Source organism: Micromonospora sp. NPDC048935 (assembly GCF_043197875.1).
Lineage (GTDB): Bacteria > Actinomycetota > Actinomycetes > Mycobacteriales > Micromonosporaceae > Micromonospora.
In genome coordinates, this window is record NZ_JBICTZ010000011.1 from 162,668 (window position 1) to 179,499 (window position 16,832).

General features: G+C 71.7%; 15 protein-coding genes and 2 pseudogenes. 9 read left to right on the top strand and 8 right to left on the bottom strand.

What is annotated here, in order from left to right:
• The first annotated feature begins 14 nt into the window (after window positions 1–14).
• Window positions 15–692, top strand: coding sequence for a cytidylate kinase family protein (locus ACGFIW_RS26990; protein WP_393321525.1), 678 nt, complete (start codon window positions 15–17; stop codon window positions 690–692).
• A 36-nt stretch (window positions 693–728) separates the two neighbouring features.
• Here ACGFIW_RS26990 and ACGFIW_RS26995 read toward each other — a convergent pair whose 3' ends face one another.
• On the bottom strand, window positions 729–1,481 hold the full coding sequence (locus tag ACGFIW_RS26995; RefSeq protein WP_393321217.1) for a TetR/AcrR family transcriptional regulator: 753 nt from the start codon (window positions 1,479–1,481) through the stop codon (window positions 729–731).
• 110 nt (window positions 1,482–1,591) lie between these two features.
• On the opposite strand from ACGFIW_RS26995, the gene ACGFIW_RS27000 reads away from it, so the two are divergent.
• Together ACGFIW_RS27000 and ACGFIW_RS27005 are read left to right on the top strand one after the other, a co-directional pair.
• Entirely contained in the window at window positions 1,592–2,791 is a 1,200-nt protein-coding gene (locus tag ACGFIW_RS27000) for a DUF418 domain-containing protein (RefSeq protein ID WP_393321220.1), read from the top strand.
• Window positions 2,792–2,985: 194 nt separating this feature from the next.
• Entirely contained in the window at window positions 2,986–3,579 is a 594-nt protein-coding gene (locus tag ACGFIW_RS27005) for a hypothetical protein (RefSeq protein WP_393321222.1), read from the top strand.
• 99 nt (window positions 3,580–3,678) lie between these two features.
• Here ACGFIW_RS27005 and ACGFIW_RS27010 read toward each other — a convergent pair whose 3' ends face one another.
• Entirely contained in the window at window positions 3,679–4,131 is a 453-nt protein-coding gene (locus ACGFIW_RS27010; protein WP_393321225.1) for a hypothetical protein, read from the bottom strand.
• A 45-nt stretch (window positions 4,132–4,176) separates the two neighbouring features.
• On the bottom strand, window positions 4,177–7,278 hold the full coding sequence (locus ACGFIW_RS27015; protein WP_393321228.1) for a tetratricopeptide repeat protein: 3,102 nt from the start codon (window positions 7,276–7,278) through the stop codon (window positions 4,177–4,179).
• A gap of 183 nt (window positions 7,279–7,461) precedes the next feature.
• On the opposite strand from ACGFIW_RS27015, the gene ACGFIW_RS27020 reads away from it, so the two are divergent.
• Window positions 7,462–8,256, top strand: coding sequence for a hypothetical protein (locus ACGFIW_RS27020; RefSeq protein ID WP_393321230.1), 795 nt, complete (start codon window positions 7,462–7,464; stop codon window positions 8,254–8,256).
• A gap of 66 nt (window positions 8,257–8,322) precedes the next feature.
• Here ACGFIW_RS27020 and ACGFIW_RS27025 read toward each other — a convergent pair whose 3' ends face one another.
• Window positions 8,323–8,541 carry a hypothetical protein gene (locus ACGFIW_RS27025; protein WP_393321559.1) on the bottom strand — a complete coding sequence of 73 codons (219 nt, stop codon included), beginning with the start codon at window positions 8,539–8,541 and terminating at the stop codon, window positions 8,323–8,325.
• On the opposite strand from ACGFIW_RS27025, the gene ACGFIW_RS27030 reads away from it, so the two are divergent.
• A complete protein-coding gene (locus ACGFIW_RS27030) occupies window positions 8,477–8,836 on the top strand; it encodes a hypothetical protein (protein WP_393321528.1) in 360 nt (119 codons plus the stop codon). The genes ACGFIW_RS27025 and ACGFIW_RS27030 overlap by 65 nt on opposite strands.
• Here the strand turns inward: ACGFIW_RS27030 and ACGFIW_RS27035 are convergent.
• A pseudogene (locus tag ACGFIW_RS27035) lies at window positions 8,720–9,877 on the bottom strand (AraC family transcriptional regulator); the annotation flags it as partial. The gene ACGFIW_RS27030 and the pseudogene ACGFIW_RS27035 overlap by 117 nt on opposite strands.
• Window positions 9,878–10,048: 171 nt before the next feature.
• Between ACGFIW_RS27035 and ACGFIW_RS27040 the strand changes: the two are divergent.
• From ACGFIW_RS27040 to ACGFIW_RS27055, 4 genes are all read left to right on the top strand, one after another.
• Complete coding sequence (locus tag ACGFIW_RS27040) at window positions 10,049–10,873, top strand: hypothetical protein (protein WP_393321232.1); 825 nt, start codon at window positions 10,049–10,051, stop codon at window positions 10,871–10,873.
• Window positions 10,870–11,280: a lasso peptide biosynthesis protein gene (locus ACGFIW_RS27045; protein WP_393321236.1), complete on the top strand. Its 411-nt coding sequence runs from the start codon at window positions 10,870–10,872 to the stop codon at window positions 11,278–11,280. Before ACGFIW_RS27040 ends, ACGFIW_RS27045 begins: the two co-directional genes overlap by 4 nt.
• A gap of 602 nt (window positions 11,281–11,882) precedes the next feature.
• Complete coding sequence (locus ACGFIW_RS27050) at window positions 11,883–12,779, top strand: helix-turn-helix transcriptional regulator (protein ID WP_393321239.1); 897 nt, start codon at window positions 11,883–11,885, stop codon at window positions 12,777–12,779.
• A 72-nt stretch (window positions 12,780–12,851) separates the two neighbouring features.
• Window positions 12,852–13,343 (top strand): YcxB family protein, encoded by a 492-nt coding sequence (locus ACGFIW_RS27055; protein WP_393321242.1) that lies wholly within the window; start codon window positions 12,852–12,854, stop codon window positions 13,341–13,343.
• Between the two features lie 34 nt (window positions 13,344–13,377).
• Here ACGFIW_RS27055 and ACGFIW_RS27060 read toward each other — a convergent pair whose 3' ends face one another.
• From ACGFIW_RS27060 to ACGFIW_RS27070, 3 genes and pseudogenes are all read right to left on the bottom strand, one after another.
• On the bottom strand, window positions 13,378–14,565 hold the full coding sequence (locus ACGFIW_RS27060) for an NAD(P)/FAD-dependent oxidoreductase (protein WP_393321245.1): 1,188 nt from the start codon (window positions 14,563–14,565) through the stop codon (window positions 13,378–13,380).
• Between the two features lie 82 nt (window positions 14,566–14,647).
• Complete coding sequence (locus ACGFIW_RS27065; RefSeq protein ID WP_393321531.1) at window positions 14,648–15,592, bottom strand: RNA polymerase sigma-70 factor; 945 nt, start codon at window positions 15,590–15,592, stop codon at window positions 14,648–14,650.
• A gap of 108 nt (window positions 15,593–15,700) precedes the next feature.
• Window positions 15,701–16,780, bottom strand: a pseudogene (locus tag ACGFIW_RS27070) (MFS transporter); the annotation flags it as partial.
• Window positions 16,781–16,832 lie beyond the last annotated feature (52 nt).

Sequence of the window (16,832 nt, forward strand, 5' to 3'; positions counted from 1 at the left end):
GAGAGGACGGTGGCCTGGTGCAGGGCACCCGCGACGAGCTGATCGGGCACCTGGCCGAGGCGGTCGGGTCCGTCACCGTCGCCCACCCGACGCGGGTCGCCGTCGACGGACCACCCGCCGCCGGCAAGACCACCCTCGCCGACGAGTTGGCAGTCGTCCTGCGCGACCGGGGCCGCGACGTCATCCGCGCGACGATCGACGACTTTCTCTTCCCCCGGGCGCAGCGCTATCGGCGCGGCGAGTACTCGGCCGAGGGCTGCTACCACGACACCCACGACCGCGAGGCGTTGACCCGGGTTCTGCTCGATCCGCTCGGGCCGGGCGGCGATCGACGCTTCCAACACGCGGTGTACGACGGCCGCGCGGATGCCGCGGTGTCTCCGCCGCTCACGACTGCCCCGGTCGACGCCGTGCTGCTCTTCGACGGCGTCTTCCTCCTGCACCCGGCACTGGTCGATCGGTGGGACCTACGCGTCTTCGTGTCGACGGCACTGGAGAAGACCGTGGAGCGTGCCGCGATCCGAGAGCGCCGGGTGTCCACCCGGGCCGACGTCGAACGACGCTGGCGCGAGCGGTACATCCCCTCCCAGGAACTGTATTTCGCTACGGTCCGCCCGACCCGTCGCGCGGACATCGTCGTGCACAACGACGAGCCCCAGCACCCGGCCTGGAACGTGCGAGTCCTACCGTGATCCGTGACGGCAGCGGTCATCCGACCCAGGAGCTGATCAGGAGCGCTCGATCCGGACGGCGATGCCGTCGAGGATCAGCTCCAGCCCGAGTGTGAAGTCCGCGTCGGCGATCGTCGCGTCGGGAGTGTCCGACGGTGGTGCCTCGAACAGCGTCGAGGAGAACAGGCTGGCCATCTCGGGAAACCGGGCGGGGTCGACGAGCCGTGCCAGCGCCCGACCGTATTCGCGTTCGGCGTCGGCCTGACCCTGGCCCTGGGCCCTGCCCTCGGATAGTTCGGTGTCCTGCCGTACCGACTGGACCACGTATCCGCTGATCAGGGACAGTGCGCCGATCTTGTGCGCCCAGTCCAGGTGGGTGCGCGACATGATCGCCAGCGCGGTCTCCATCCAGGCGATCTGGTTCGGCCCGGCGGGCGGCCCGGAGATGGGTACGCGCGTCATCCACGGCCGACGCTGGTAGACCGCGCGCTGCGCGAATGCCCAACCGCGCAGCCCCTCCCGCCAGTCGCCGCCGTCGATCGTCGGCGGTGGGCCGAGCGCGGCGTTGGCCATGAGGGTGAGCAGTTCGTCCTTGGACCCGACGTGCCGGTAGAGCGACATGCTCGTGAAGCCGAGGCTCTCGGCGACCTTGGGGAGCGTCACGCCGGCCAGCCCGTCGCGGTCGGCGATCGTGACCGCCGCGGCGACGACCACGTTGACGTCGAGGGTCGCGGGTCGTCCGAGACGCGACGACTCTGGCATCCCCCACAGCCGGCGCAGCGGCGCCGGGACGAAGTCCTCGCTGGTCATGGGCTCCCACGTTCGCCCGGACAGATACCCGACCATCATGCCAGACCCTATTAGTTTTCCTGTGATACTTTCTCCATGAAACTAAATCGGGACGGCGGGGAGAGATGACAATGGGTACTGACACCGCTTCGCGGACATCGAGAGGGCCGGTGCTGCGCACCGAACGCGCCCTCGCACCGGACCTGGCCCGGGGAGCGATGCTGCTGATCATCGCGTTGGCCAACGTCGCCGGGGTCGTCTTCGCCGGCGAGCCCGGCCTCGACGCCACACCCGAGGGCGTCGACAGTGGCCTCAACCTCGTGCTCTTCGACCTCGTCCATGCCCGCGGCTACCCGGTCTTCGCCGTGATGTTCGGCTACGGCCTCGTCCAGCTCGCCCGCCGCCAGGACGCCTCCGGTGCCACGCCCCGGCAGGTCCGTTCCGTGCTGCTGCGCCGTAACCTCTGGCTCGTCGTGTTCGGCTTCGCGCACGCCGCACTTCTCTACTACGGCGACTTCCTCGGCGCGTACGGGATCGTCGGAATCGTGATGACCCTGCTGCTCCTGCGCCGCGGCGACAGGATCCACCGGATCGCGCTCGTGCTCTGGGCGCTGGCGGCGATCGAGGTGCTGGTCCTCGGCACCATCGTGGTCATCGCCATCCTCGGCGACACGGGCGGGTCGGCACCGCTGCCGTCGACGCACGTCGACTCCCTCGCCGCGCCCGACTACGCCACGGCGATGCTGGACCGCCTCGGCGAATGGCCGACGCACACCCTGACCGTCCTGCCCTTCATCATGATCGCCTGGCTGGGCATGTGGGCCGCTCGCCGCCGCGTCCTCGAAGAGCCGAGCCGCCACCGCACCCTGCTCACCTGGACCGCCATCCTCGGCCTCGGCATGGCCATCGTCGGAGGTCTCCCGGCCGCTCTGCTCAGCGCCGGCTGGTTGCACGTCGACGAGTCGACAGCCGGTCTGGCGTTGCTGCTCCACGGCGCCACCGGCATGTTCGCCGGCCCGGGTTACGTGGCCGTCTTCGGCCTGATCGCCATGCGGGCCACCCGATCCGGCCCGGTCGTCGGCGCCCTCTCCGCCCTGGGCCAGCGCTCCCTGTCGGGGTACCTCATGCAGTCCGTGGCCTGGCTCGTCCTCCTGGCACCCTTCACGCTCGCCCTCGGCGACCGTTTCGGCAGCCCCACGGTGACCGGCCTGATCATCGCGGTGGCCGTCTGGCTCGCCACCGTCCTGGTCGCCCGTGAGCTGGACCGGCGCGGACGCCCCGGCCCCGCCGAGTTCGTCCTACGCCGCCTGGCCTACCGACCACGCACGTAAGGGCGGCCGGGTCGGCTGGCGGGCGTGCGTCGGATGCCAGGTCGAGCTGGGGTACGGCGTTGACGGCGACGGTCAACGCCGTACCCCTCCGGCCCGTGTCGGCGACCCGCCTGGCCGACCTCGACGGTGCGCCCGGCGCGCACCGGGCGGTCTACCCACCGTGGACCTTTCGGGGCTGAGTCAGGACGGGTACCTTGCACCAGCGCCAGAAATCACGTGGGGAGCACACCGTGACCGACCCTTACCAAGCCCAGCAGCCGCAGTCGCCCTACCCGCAGGGCGGTCCGGTGTACCCGCCGCAGCAGCCGCAGCCGATTGGGCAGCAGGAACCCGGGGCAGGACTGCCCGACCCCCTGCCGTCGCCGCGGCCGGCCACCCCACGCGCTAAGCCGCTGCTGATCGCCGGCCTCGCATTCGTCGCCGTCCTGATGATCGCGGCCAGCGGATATGCCGTGTACGACGGGTTCATCAAGGAGGATTCCGGGGTTGCCGCCTGCAAGGCGATGGCCGCGGGCAAGAACCCCGACGGCACCAACACGAACCCCGGCGACGACAAGCTCACCGAAGCCGAGTACCGCAAGACCCGGGAGCTGTTCGAAGACTCCCGGCACGAGGACATCCGCAAGCACGGCACCGCGCTGATCGACATCGCCTGGCAGATGACCCAGCTGCCGGAGGGGCAGAAGGAAAGGGCGCTCGGGTTCATCGCGCCGCTGGGAGCCGCGGTGGCGGGTTTCCAGACGGCATGCGCCGACCAGGGTGTGATCGTCAACCTCAACGACAACTAGCTGCGACGCCGTTGCGTGAGGCGGAATGAGTTCGTCAACGGGCACTGCCTCGCCGCATCGCGATTCTCCTGGACGACGGCGACCGCGGCGGGGTCGGCCTCAGCCGATGTTCAGCAACAACACCTGGTCATCGGCGAGCTCGGCGATGCTGTCGCGCAACACTCTCAGCGTGTCCAGGCCGGCCGCGCCGCTCTCCTCGAAGTCCAACCCCATCTCTTCGAAGTGGGCGGCCAGGTCCTCCTCGCGGTGCGCGCCGGGGTCGAGCTGATCCACCAACCGCGGGGCCGGGGTGATGAGTGTGGTGTAGCCGTACCCGCTGTTGATGGCCTCGGACTCGGCATTGAACTCCGACGGCTCCAGGTCGATGCCGCGCTCGTCCAGATAGGTCAGGACGTACAGCATGCAGTACCCGGACCAGTCGTACGTCTGCCGCGCCTCGCGCCCGTGTTCCGCCAGGTACGAGTGGAGCGACGCCGGCGATGTGCGGGCCAGGCGGGCCAGCTCGGTGATGCTGTCCCTGGGCACCAGGGTCAAGGACGCGATCGCGGACACCACACTCTCCCTCGTACGAATCTTTCGGTCGGCTCGCCGGGCAGGCTACGGGGAGGGAGTGACAAACCGTTGGGCATCGGCTGGCAGCAGTACGTACGACCGGCCCGGCGGGACAAGGTCGCCACGCGCCTGGGCCGGTACGCCGATGGCGGACATCGCCTCCACGTAACGTCGGTATGCCTGGGCGGCCTCGCCGTGCCGGCCCGCGGCCGTCAGGGTCCGGATGAACTCGCCGTGCACGCCCTCGTCGTGGGGCTCCAGCTCCAGCGCGCGGCCGAGGTGGCGGATGGCCTCGTCGATCTCGCCGACGCCGTGTGCCAGTGCGGCCAGCTTGCGGACGACGCGCAGGTAGACCCGACGCGCCTCGTCGCGGGTCGGGCGGGACCAGTCGTCGTACGGTTCGTCCTCCAGGAAGTCGCCCCGGTAGCGGTGTTCGGCAAGCAGGAGCGTGGCGCGTGCGTCCTCGGTCGCACCCTGCTCGGCCAGTCGGAGGCCGTGTGCCGCCTCGGCGAGGAACTCCTCGACATCCAGCTCCACGTGCGCGACGTCGAGTGCCAGGCTGGGGTGCGCGGCGATGATGAAGTGGTCCGTCGACGTTCGGCGTTCCGGATCGAGGACGCCGCGCAGGGTGGACAGGGCCACGGACAGCCGGTGGCTGACCCGGTCCGGGTCCTGGGCGGGCCAGAGCATCTCGCCGAGCTGCTCGCGGGGCACCGCGCGACCGCGTCGGGCGGCGAGGATCCGGAGCAGGTCCCGTGCCTTGCGGGACTGCCAGGCGTTGGCCAGCACCGGGGAGCCGTCCACGCACACCTCGAAGCGTCCGAGGGTGCGGACGGTGACCTGTGCGACGCAGCGCGGGCGCTGCCGGTCGAGCGTCGGCAGCGGTACGCCGGCACCGGTCAGCCGCTCGGCGGCGAGGTGGGCGTCGACGCGTTCCTGGGGATCCGCCCCGGGCAACCGACTGAGCAGCACCGCGAGTCGGTCCGCGGCCACGGCGGACCCGATGTCGCGCAGGGTCGCCGCCGCCTCGCGCCAGGCGTGGCGGGTGTCGTCGGAGTCGACGGCGGCGGCCCCGCGAAGCTCCAACGCCTCGGCGAGCGCCGCACGGTCGCGGTGCAGCCGGGCGGCGGTGGACGCCAGCAACGCCACCTCGGCGGCTCGCTGGTGGTCGCCGGTCTCCAGCGCCACCCAGCCGAGCGCGAGCCGGGCGGTCGCCGAGTCGGGGCCGCGTTCCAGCTCGACGGCGCGTTGCGCCAGGGCGTACGCCGTGACGCCGTCCTCGGCGGCCAGCACCCGGGCCAGTCCGGCGAGCGCCGGCACCTGGATCTGCTGGTCGTTGACGGGTTCGCTGGCGCGCAGCGCCTCCTCGTACGCCGCGCGAGCCAGGGTCGTCCGACCCCGCAGTGCGTGGACGTCGCCGATCCCCACCAGGGGGTACGCCACCTTGCGGGACCCCATGCGCTGCAGGAGCGGTACGGCGCGTTCGTAGCACGTGATGGCCTCGGTGAGCTGACCGAGGTGAAAGTAGGCCGAGCCCTCGTTGCAGAGCGCCAGCGCGAGCATCGCGGCGTGCCCGTTGGTCTGGGCCAACTCCACCGCGGGCCGCACCTCGGCCAGCGCTTCGAGGTAACGTCCCTCACCGACCAGGGCGGACGCGCGGTTGGCGCGGATGCGGGTCACCTGGACGGTGTCGCACGCCGCCTCGGCGGCCCGCAGCGCCTTCTCGTGATGCTCGTCGGCCGCCGGTCGGTCACCGCGCAGCTTGGCGTCGAGGGCGAGCGCGGTGTGCGCTGCGGCGAGCGCGGCGTCGCCGCCGACGGCTTCCGCTGCCGAGAGGGCCCGTTGCGCGTTGTGCTGGCACGCCTCGGCGTCCCCGGTCGTCCACTGTGCCGAGGCGGTCCAGGCGAGCAGCCGGGCGTTGTCGGTGGACGGGTGCGGGTCGGGCACACCGCGCTGGAAGATCTCCAGAGCCTCCTGCGGTTCGCCGCGCAGGTAGTGCACGAGGCCGTACTGCCAGGCGAGCCCGGCGCTGAGGGGCTTCTGACGATCGGCCAGTGCGGCGTACGCGGCCAGTGCGGCGTCGAAGTCGCCGCGCATCTGGAGCGCCTCCCCGTAGAGCAGCCGCAGGTCGTCGGATCGGGCGTGCCCGGGTAGGTACTGGAAGGTGTCGACGACGGTCTCGGCGCCACCCGAGGCGAGCAGCTCCGCGCCGTGGTCGGCGAGGACCAGCGCCGCCGCCTCGGCGACACCTGATCTCTGGTACGACCGGAGGGCCGCGACGGGGTGGCCGTGCGTGGCGTACCACGCCGCCGCCCTCGTGTGCAGGCGTTCCGCGGCCGTGGGGCCCAGGGGGAACTGGCGGCGGGCGACGCTGGCGACGACCGGCACCATCCGGTACGCGCACCCACCCGCACTCGCCGGGACCAGAATGCCGGCGCGGGCCAGTTGGTCGAGCCGGTGGACCCGGTGCCCGAGGAAACTGGTCAGGTCGGGGTGGATCGGGTCGAGGTGCGCCGTGTCGCGCAACAGTCGGTGGACTTCGGGCGGCAGCTCCGCGAACACCTCCCGCACCAGATAGGACTCCAGCGGTGACCCCGGCGCGGCCGGGTCGTCCCCGTTCGTGCCGGTGGCGGCCGTCCGCGCGGCCAGGGTGACAAGCGCCGGCCAGCCATCGGTGACGGCGTGGATCCGGGTCGCGAGTGTCGGGTCGGTCCGGCCGTGGTCGGCGGTGAGTACGGCGGCCACCTGGTCGGGCGAGAGCCGCAGGTCGGTCGGACCGTGCTCCGCGAGCAGCCCCGACTGCCGGTGGGGCAGTGTGGGCGGGTGGCGGGTCACCAGGACGACCCGGAGCTGCGGGGGAAGCTGTTCCAGGGCGTCCAGCAGGGTCTGTAGCTGGCGGCGGGAGAGTCGAGGGACGTCGTCGAGGACGAGCCAGCCCGGTGCGTCGACGCGTAGCTCGTTCGCGGCACCGAGGGCGGCGAGCCACTGTGGCCCGGCGCTCGCCAGCGCCGCGACATCCGACCCGTCGCACCACCGCACCTGGCGGTCGCCCAGCCATCGCCGCACGGCGGAGGTCTTGCCGTAACCGGCGGCGGCGACCACGACGGTGCACCGCCGGCCCCACTCCCGATCCGTCGTGGCGTTCATCGTCTCATTGGGCGCTGCACCGGTGGCCGTGCGTACGCGAGCGTCGCCGTTACGACACCGAAACCCGGCGCATTTGACGCCACCTTGACGGCGCTCTGAACCTCGCCTCGCAGGCTGTCCCGGCAAGCAGAGGCACGATCCGTCCGGGCCCGTGTCTCGCAATCGATCGGATGAGGAGTTGTGATGGCAAGAGTGCTGTCGGGACGCGCACTGCTCGCGGTGCTTGTCGTCCTGCCGACGCTGACCGCGTGGAACGCCGCGCCGGCCAGCGCCGCCGGGGTGGCAGGCCCCGGGGTGTACGCCGACGAGCCGGTGGACCGCGACGTCGAGCTGGCGCGGCTGGGCTACCGCAACGGTGTGCGGGTGGTGTTCTCCCGCGACGAGGTGTCCGGTGACTGGGGTCTTCGTCAGGATGGCGAGATGGGCCGCAACGTGCCCCTGGCGTACGACGACAAGCAGAGCTTGTTGCAGACGTACCTGAGCATCACGCCCAAATCCGTGCCGGTGCCGCGGGCGTTGCTGTCGGAACCGCCGGCCGGTACGCCGACCCCACCGGAGCTGGCCTACCGGACCATCGCCGCGTCCCTGGTCGTCGCCGACGACCTCACGGTGCCGACGTCCAGCGCGATGTCCGCCGCGGCGACGATGACGTGCTGGGACCTGTACTGGAACTCGTACAACTGGGCGGAGCTGCCCGGATACCCGAATCCGGCGTCGGTGTGGCACCCGGCGAAGACGTACTACTCGTCCGACTTCGGTGGGATGAAGATGTACTCCTACAGCTACCTCGCCAACTGCGGCGGGTACGCCCGGCACCGGATCTACTACAAGTCGGCCGGCGACTACTACAAGCACCACGATTACGAGGTGGCGTACGGCCACTGGCAGGCGGTCAAGAAGGGTTCGGTGCACCGCTACCGGAAGGTGCACTACGACGGCACGTCGGGGGACACCCGGAACGGCAAGTACGTTGGCTGACGGCGGGCTCTGTCGTGGATCGTGTCCAGTGCCCGACGAACAGAGCGGGGCCTCCGGGCTGCGCAACTAGCCCGATTTGGTGATCCCGATGGTCGGCACGGGGGTGCGGGTCAGGCTGCTCGGGCCGGTGGAGGTGGTCGTCGCCGGCAGCCCGCAGGCGGTCAACGGCGTGCGCCGCAAGGCGGTGCTGGCGACGTTGGCGCTGCACGCGGGCCGGGTGGTGAGCGTCGACCGACTCGTCGACGTGGTCTGGGGTGAGCAACCACCGGCCACCGTGGCGAACACGTTGCAGCGACACGTCTCCTACCTGCGGGGAGTCCTCGGCGAGCCCGGATCGATAGTGGCGCGTCAGCCCGGTCACGTGCTCGACACCGGGCCGGGTTCCACGGATGTCCAGGCCGCTCGCCCCCACCTGATCCGGTCGGCCGTCGTCCCGGCCGGATCAGGTGTGCAGGGTGTCGCTGGGCGACCGGCCGTGCACCGCTCGATAGTCCGCGGCGAACCGGCTCGTGTGCAGGTAGCCCCACCGGCGCGCGATGGCGGCCACGGTGGCCCCCCGGGTCGGATCGGCCTTGAGTAGATCCTGGTGGGCCCGGTCCAGCCGCGTCCGCCGCAGGTACGCCATCGGCGTGGTGCCCAGTTGGCGACGGAACGCCGCCTGGAGGGCGCGGGGCGTCACGCGGGCGGCGTCGGCGATCTGGGTGGTGGTGATCGCCTCGTCGGCGTGCGTCTCGATGAACGACACGGCGCGGCGTACCGCGCCGGCGGGTAACGGGACGGCCGCGACCCGGTGGGACATCGTCATCGCGGAGTTCGGAAAGGTGGCGAGAGCGGCCGTGGCGACCAGGTCGATGAAGGCACCGATCACCAGCGGGTTCTGTAGCGGCTCCGCGGGCCCGGTGAGGAGTTGGTGCAGCTGGATCGTGGTGTTGTGCCAGTACTGGCCCAGCTCACGGGAGATCGGCGTGATCGCCTCGAATCGAAAGTCCGCCGGATCGATGCCCGTCCGCTCGGTGGCAACCTCGGCCACGACGCGCAGGTCCAGGTTGACGCAGTAGATGTCGAACTCCCGGCAGATGTTGGTGAACGGGCGACCCATCGGGTTCAGCAGCGCCCCGCGTGGACCTGTCCGCACCTTGTCCCGGCCATCCAGCGTGTCGACCTGTCCGTGCAGCACCGAGAGGAACATCAGGTCGGTCAGCGGCTCAAGAAAGTGGCCCTCGATGCCCGCACCGCAGCGCACCCGACTCACCAGCACCGGCCCTGTCTCCACCGACTCCTGCTGGTACGTGAACTGACCGACGACGTTGTGCGGCCGAAGCTCGATCCCCGCACACGCCTGGCTGATCACGTCGTGCGCCGCCGAAACCTCGCGGGTCTCGTAGGTGCGCCGGATGGCTGTGCCCGGTGCCTCGCAGTCCTGCTGCATGCTGCCTCCTAGTCGCCAGGTGGAGAGAGGGCCCTCGGAATGCGCCAGGTTGGCGACGCGCGGTGGCAGAGCGGGTGAAAGGTGAGGACGCTCCACTGTTCCCAACGACGCGAAGTCCCTGCCGACGTGGGCTCCGCGGGTCGGGTGGAGAACGGGCCCGCGACGACGAGACAGGGAGTGCCTGTCCACCATCCGCACGAGCCGGGCCAGATAACGCCGAGCAGGGCCGGCGAAGGAGCCCCGAGCGGGTGCGCCGTGGTAGTTCCGAGAGAGCGGATTGCCCTGCCCGCGAGTCCTTTTCGGAGTCGCCGTGCCCCCACCCGGTGTCGTCCGCGCGCCCGAGCCACACCAGGAGACACACCCATGAGAACCGCCTACGGGCTGTGCATCGAGGGCCTCGACGAGGTCACCGAGCTGGACGCCGGCGTCCGTGCACCCGTGGGGAGCCGGCCGGTGAGCGTGCGGCAGCGACACGCCGTGCCGCCGCCGCCCGCGCCGTTGGACGCCGACCGGATGGTCCGGGTGCTCACCGACGGCCGTACCCTCGAACTGGGCCGGGCCAGCGGCGACGCCACCTTCTACGGGCCGCCGCTCGCCGCGGACCTGCTCGCCCACCCGTACCTCGCCCCGGTCGCCGTGGTGGTCAACCGTTGGGCCGGGCGGGAAACCTTCCACGCCGGGGCGTTCGTGCACACCGGGCGGGCCTGGGTGGTGCTCGGTGGCCGTACCGCCGGCAAGAGCACGCTGCTGGCGGCGCTCGCCGCCCGGGAGGTGCCGGTGCTGGCCGACGACGTCGTGGTCTGTGCCGGCGGCGACGTGCTCGCCGGTCCACGCTGCGTCGACCTGCGAGAGCCCATCCCCGGCTTCGGGTTGCGCACCCGGGGCGTCCGCGGCGACACCCGGCTGCGGGTCACTCTGCCCGCCGTGGCGCCCCGGCTGCCGCTCGGTGGTTGGATCTTCCTGCACTGGGGTGCCCGGCCCGCGATGACCCCGCTCGGCCCGGCCGAGGTGCTGGCCCGCCTCGCCGCCCGTCGCTCCCTGCCCGAGTTGCCGTCCGACCCCGGCGCGCTGCTCGCGCTGGCCGCGCGGCCCGGCTACGACCTGACCCGCCCCCGCGACTGGGCGGCCCTCGACGCCACCCACCGGCTGCTCGACACCGCGCTCAGCGCCGCCGGGCCGCTGCCGTGATCGCCGGCCCCGGTCGCACCGTCGACGCGCTGGTCCGGCTGATCCGTCGGTACGGGCCGTGTGGCGTGGCCCTGGTGGCGTGGACGATGCTGGCCTGCCGGCGGGTACGTCGCCAACTCGCCCGAGGCGGTCTGGGTGCGGTACGCCTCACCGCACCCCCGTCCGGTGGCACCGACATGCTGGTCCAGCGAGCGCTGCGCCGGGGCGGCGGCAACTGTCTGGAGACCGCGCTGGTGCGACAGCGTTGGTTCGCCGAGCGGGGGGTGCCGAGAACGGTGGTGATCGGGGTCAGCGCCCCGGCTGCCGGTTTCCACGCCCACGCCTGGCTCGACGGCGATCCGGACCCGCACCGGCACGGGCTGGCCGAGATCCTGCGGCACCCGGTCCCGTCGGCCTGGCTGCGCTGACCGTAGGCACCAGCTCCGGCAGGCAACGACCGGCTCGCCGAACAGGGGGACCGGCCGACCGGGGTCGCATCGTCGCGGACCCCGATCGGCCGGCGTACTGGGCCGGGCCAGGGTGAGTGGCGCGGACCGGAGAGGTGGGGGCTGGTGCGCGCTTGCTGGAAAGTCGGCAACCCGACAGTTTCGTCCGAAAAAACGGGTAACCACATCGACACATTCATGCGGCTCATCCCGGAAACCATCTCGGTCCAGCCTGAAGATGCGCAGCATCGAACTCGATTGTTGCGCGGCAACCAACCAGGGCGCGACCTGCCGTTCGCGAAACGGCCAGTCACGTACGGGAACCGGATCGATTCGGCCGGTCGGCGTGTCGCAACCGCAGGGATGCCGTCGCGCCGGTCCCGGAAGTCTCCGACAGGCCGTTGCGAACCACCGGGTGGGGCGTTCAACCAGATCGGGCCGGATTGACGGTCCGACGGAGGTGACGGCCCATGCCGTGGACGGGAAACCTTGACGGGCCGGAGCCTGTTGCCCGAGAAGTCATCGAGACTGACGACCCAGAAGAAGCGCACCACGTGCTCGCACTCAGGTACGGGGAACACCGCGTGCGGATCTCCGGTCCACCCGCTCGATTCCGCTACCGGCAGGCCACGCTTCGCGTCGAAGACCTGGAGATCGGTGAGAGCCGATACACCATGCGCAACCGCGCCGAGTCGTTGCCCTATCGCGACTTCACCGCGGTGACGGTGGCCAACGGTCGGTACGCCGTCCGCACCGCCAACGAGGAGTTGCGGCTCGGCCCCGGCACGACCGGTCGATACCCGGACGTGGGCGCGGTCCACCTCATCGACGATCTGGCGGCCGTCTTCGTCTGGCTGCCGATGCAGCGGGTCGCGTCGGCCGCCTCCGTCCGCACCGGACTGCCCATCGCGAACTTCAAGTTCACCACGATGACGCCCCTGTCCCCGGCGATGGCCCTGCTCTGGCAGTCGGTGACGGCGTTCGCCCGTCGACAACTCGCCGTCAACGCGGTGGCCGCCAGCCCGCTGGCCCGCGCCGGCCTGGTCGACCTGGTGGCGAACACCGCCGTCGCGGTGTTCCCGAACACCACCATGACCATCAACTACCTGCCCGGACAGGCGGGTGTCGGCCGCGCGATCGTGCGCCGGGCCGCCGAGTTCATCGAGGCCCATGCCGCGTCACCGTTGACCGTGGGCCGGATAGCCGAAGCCTGCGAGGTAAGCCAACGCGCGTTACAGGTCGCGTTCCAGCGTTACCAGGGCCAGAGCCCGATGGCGTTCCTGCGTGCCGTTCGATTACGCCAGGCACACTGGGACCTGCAACACGCCAAACCGGGGCAGACCGTGGCGGAGACGGCGCGACGCTGGGGCTGGACCCATCCCGGGCGATTCGCCCAGGCGTACCGCGCCGCCTACGGCTGCCACCCCTACGACACCCTGCGCGCCACCGGAGCAGCGGCGACGCTGGAGCAGAGCCAGTGACGGTGTCGGCTACCCGAAGCGGTCCGGCCGGCGGGCGCGGGTCAGGTGCTACCCGGGGGTTATCGTGCTGGCGTGCACATCCACTTCGACGTCCCCGCCGATCCCGCCTACCCGGGCCGGGTCGCCGCCGCGCTCAGCCGTGTGCGCCTGCGCAGGTACGGCTACATCGGCGCGGTGCTGGTGGCGGTGGGGGCGATCGGTCTCGTCGTCTCGCGCGGGTCCGACCGGGCCGAGCAGATCTCCCCGCTGTGCCTGGCGATGGTCGTGGCCGGTCTGCTGTCGATGCTGTATTCGCCCTGGGTGCGGTGGCGCGCCCGACGCCGGTCCAGTGGCTACGCGGTCGAGGGCGCCTACGACATCACCGACGACAACATCATGATGCGCAGCGGCACGCAGTCCAGCGGCATCGCCTGGGACGGGGTCGCCCAGGTGAAGGACACCCCCGATTTCTGGATCGTGTTCGTCGGCCGGATGCCGGCGACAGTCATCCCACGTCGCCTGATGTCCAGCGAGGACGCCGAGACGCTGCGGGCGTACCTGGTCAAACGGGGCCTGCTCCAGTGACAGTCGCCCCGTCACGCTCCGGATCATCACCCGGTCACGGCATCGTCGCGAGGGTGTCCGTCCGGGTCGCGACGATGCGGTGGCGGCGCACCGGGTACAGGATCGGGCGGGAGATGCTCCAGGCCGCGCCCGCGCAGACGAACTCCTTGTAGCGGGCCGCCAGTGTGCCCTTGAGCAGGGCGGGCCGGGCCCGGTCGTCGGCGGTCACGTACTGGATGATGCCGTCGCGGCGGCCGAGGCTGATGCACTGGTTGAAGTAGCGCAGCGGGGCCTTCGGGATCTTCGTCCGACCGGTCAGGCGCGCGGCGATGGCGTCGGCGGCCTGCCAGGCCATCGGGGTGCCCGAGGCGCAGGACATCCGCAGTGGTTTCCCGCCCGGTCCTTCGGCGATTGCCGCGTCGCCGACGGCGTACACGTCGGGGTGGGAGACCGACCGCATCGTGGCGTCGACGACGATCTGCCCGGTGTCGGCGACGGTCAGGGTCGTGGCGGCGGCGATGGGGTGGACGGCGAAGCCGGCCGTCCACACGGTCACCTCGGCGGGGAGCACCCGGCCGTCGCCGGTGACCGCGCCGGTGGCGTCGACCCGCGCGATCTCGGTGTGCTCGTGCACGGTGATCCCGAGCCGGTCGCACACCCCGCGCAGGTGCTGCCGCGCCTTCGCGGTGAGCCAGTCGCCGAGCGCACCCCGGGCGGCGAGCGCGACGTCGAGGTCCGGACGGGCCTCCGCGATCTCGGTGACCGCTTCCAGGCCGGTGAGGCCACCGCCGACGACGAGCACCGTCGCGCCGGCCGAAAGCTGGGCCAGGCGGTCGCGCAACCGCGTCGCCGACGTCCTGCCGGCGATGTCGTACGCGTGCTCGGCGACGCCGGGGACGCCGTGGTCCGCGCTGGTGCTGCCGAGGGCGTAGACGAGCGTGTCGTACGCGATCTCGTCGGCGCCCTGCTCGGCGACGAGGGCGACGGTCCTGCGGTCGGTGTCGACGGCGGTGACCCGGGCCACGCGGGTCTCGACTCCGGTGCCCGCGTAGACGTCGGCCAGCGGTCGGTGCTTGAGGTGCTGCCCGGTGGCGAGTTGGTGCATACGGACCCGCTCGACGAAGTCGGCGTCGGCGTTGACGACGGTGATCTGCGTGTCGTCGCGGTGCAGTCGCCGGGCGAGACGCCCGGCGGCGGTGGCTCCGGCGTATCCGGCCCCGAGGACGACGATCCGGTGCTTCATGGTGTCACTCCTGTCTCGGTGAGGGTCGCCTCCTGAACCGGACAGCGACCCGATTCCTGACAGGAGTGGGGTGAGAGCTGGGTCACCAGACGTGCAGCAGGGGCTCCCCGTGCGCGGACGCGGACCACTGGCGGGTGGCGCGTACCAGCTTGTCGGGGTTGACCTGGGCGTGTACGGCCGCGACGCCGTCGGACGTCACCTGGAGCGACAGGACACCGACGACCCGTTCGTCGAGCACCACCACCAGCGCCGGAGCGCCGTTGGCGACCTCGACGTAGAGGGCGGGGCTGCCGCCCACGAGGTCGCGCTTGGCGGTGCCGGGGGCGAACAGGCCGCGCAGGAACCTGGCCACCGCCAGCGCGCCGACGACGGGAGTGGTCCGGGCCGGGATCTTGCCGCCGCCGTCGCCGACGCTCGTCGCGTCGTCGGTGAGGAGCGTGACCAACCGCTGGGTCTCGCCGTTGGCGGCCGCCGCCAGGAACTCCTCGACGATCCGGCGCGCGGTGGCACCGTCGACCTCGGCGCGGGCCCGGTCGCCGGTGACGTGTTGCTTGGCCCGCCGGTAGATCTGCTGGCAGTTCGACTCGCTGACGCCGAGCATGTCGGCGATCTCCCCGTGCGAGTAGCCGAATGCCTCGCGGAGCACGTACACCGCGCGCTCCTTGGCCGACAGCCGCTCCAGGAGGGTGAGGACCGCCATCGAGACCGACTCGCGCTGCTCGGCGGTGTCCAGGGGGCCGAGCATCCGATCGCCGGTCAGGACCGGTTCGGGCAGCCAGGTGCCCACGTAGGTCTCGCGCCGGGCCCGCGCCGAGGTGAGCTGGTTGAGGCACACGTTGGTCAGCGCCTTCGTCAGCCATGCCTCGGGCGTCTCGACCCGTTGCCGGTCGGCGGCCTGCCAGCGCAGGAACGTGTCCTGGACCGCGTCCTCCGCGTCACTCGTCGAGCCCAGCAGGCGGTAGGCGATCGCTCCCAGGCGGGCCCTGGCGCGTTCGAAGAGCTCGACCTCGTCCGGACTGAGCGGCATGGCTCGATAGTTAACCACGCCCGCGAGCCGGTCGACCGTGCCCGTGGAGAACCGGAGCGTGGCGGCCACCGCCGTCAGGCAGAGCACGCCAGCGGCGACGAGGGGTGGGCGTCCGCCGAGGTGGACAGCCGCCGAGCCGAGCGGGATGGCCAGCACGAGCGGGCCGAACATCGCGGTGTTCGCCGTCGCGGAGACCCGGCCCAGCAGTGCCGACGGCGTGTGCGTCTGCACGGCCGTCACCGCCGCGACCAGCGTCCAGGGCAGGCCGACGCCGGCGACCACCGCGCCGGCGACCGTGACCGGCCACCACGGCAGGCAACGGGCCAGGCAACCGACGGCGAACAGCACGGTTCCGGCGACCCCGACAGCGGTGGGGCCACGACCGGCCAGGAGCCTGCCGACGGCCAGGCCGCCGATGATGGAGCCGGCGCCCTGCGCGCTGGTCAGGACACCCAGGAACGTCGTCGGTAGGCGGAGTTCCGTGATCACGATCTGGTAGACCGCCGCGGTGGTGAAGCCGGACATCGCGATGGACACGGCGGCGAGCGCGACCGGCGCGACCGTCGCCCGCCTGCCGAACAGGACCGACAATCCGGTACGCAGACCGCGGTGCCGCCGCGGTGGCTGGTCGGGTGGCGTGCGGTGGAGGCGCACCGCCGCGTACAGGATGGCGACCAGGACCGGCATGGCCGCGCTGAGGACGACGACCGCGTGGCCGCCGCGCCACGCGTAGAGGGCGGCACCGGCCAGCGGGGCGACGAGTTTCATGCCCTCCTGTGCGCTGGAGCGCCACCCGTTGACGTCGCCGAGTGCGGTGGGTGACAGCGCGGACGGCAACAGCGCCGACTCGCCCGCGTCGATCAACACGTAGCTCACGCCGTAGACGGAGGAGACGGCGAAGATGAGCCACGTCTGCCCCGGCCCCCGCACCGCGAACAGCGTCAGCAGGGCGGCGGCCAACAGGAGGTTGACCGCGATGACAAGTGGTCGTCGGGGCGCCCGGTCGAGCAGGCCGCCCAGCCACGGGCCGGCGAGCACCGGGGCGTACACGCACAGCCCGGCGAGGGCCGCGAGGCCGGTGGAGCCGGTGAGGTCCAGGATCCAGATGCCGGCCACCAGGGACATGGCGCTGCCGCCGAAGCCGGACAGCAGGGAGATCGCCACGAACAGTCCCGCGTTGCGCCGCATGGGCCCTCCAGGTTGAGCCGAGGTGACTCACATCCTGTTTGTTGAGGCTTAC